This is a genomic window from Pseudoalteromonas shioyasakiensis (assembly GCF_022398475.1).
In the GTDB taxonomy this organism is placed as follows: Bacteria; Pseudomonadota; Gammaproteobacteria; order Enterobacterales; family Alteromonadaceae; genus Pseudoalteromonas.
Genome location: NZ_JAKEVM010000303.1, coordinates 1 through 750, shown reverse-complemented (window position 1 = coordinate 750; position 750 = coordinate 1). Strand labels below are relative to the sequence as shown.

Sequence of the window (750 nt, the reverse complement as noted above, 5' to 3'; positions counted from 1 at the left end):
ACCATGTATAGCAACGCGGGTATAAAGTGTGAGCGAATTTTAGCAGTTAAGTACTTGTTGCGGGCTATTTTATAGGCAATTATTAACTCAAGAAATGATAAAACTAATAAGGACAATAATGAAAAATCTTTTACTGGCTAGTTTACTTGCAAGCTGTTTAGCTGGCTGTAATTCAGACTCAAACGATGAGCTTGAGTGCTCTCCTTACCCCATTGCAATCGATATTAATAATTATGTTGTAACCCCGGAGCAAAGCGCAGCTAATACAGCACTCGCCTATGATGCCTATACCATTAAATTAGGCGGTGTTGGTGAAGGTGTTTATAGTGAAGGAAATGAGCCCGACCCTAATAAAGAGTATGCAGAGTGTGCTATCCCAGCTGTGGTACTAGGGAGCGCGAATACCATTACAGCTATTAATATTTACTCAAGCGCTGATTACAACAATGAATTCACCGCGGGTACGAGTTTAAATAGCGTGTTTGATATCACAGAGATGTTTGTTAATGATTTTGATTATTACAGTGATGGCAACTATGCCAGTGTAGAAGACTTCACAAGCGTATTCCCCACTATTGCACCTATATTTATTGAACTAAAACCTAACCAAGCTCCTGAAATTGAAAGTAGCCATATTTTTTATATCGATATTAGTTTTGCAAACGGCAAAACCTTTGCGCTTGAAACTGAAGAAGTGCTGTTGTTGTAGTTTTTGTAATCAAAAAATCACATTTAGCATATAATATAACT

At 37.5% G+C, this 750-nt stretch carries 1 protein-coding gene; it reads left to right on the top strand.

Going from position 1 to position 750, the window contains the following annotated elements:
* Window positions 1-118 precede the first annotated feature (118 nt).
* Complete coding sequence (locus L1D51_RS21615; RefSeq protein ID WP_239964852.1) at window positions 119-709, top strand: DUF5034 domain-containing protein; 591 nt, start codon at window positions 119-121, stop codon at window positions 707-709.
* Window positions 710-750 lie beyond the last annotated feature (41 nt).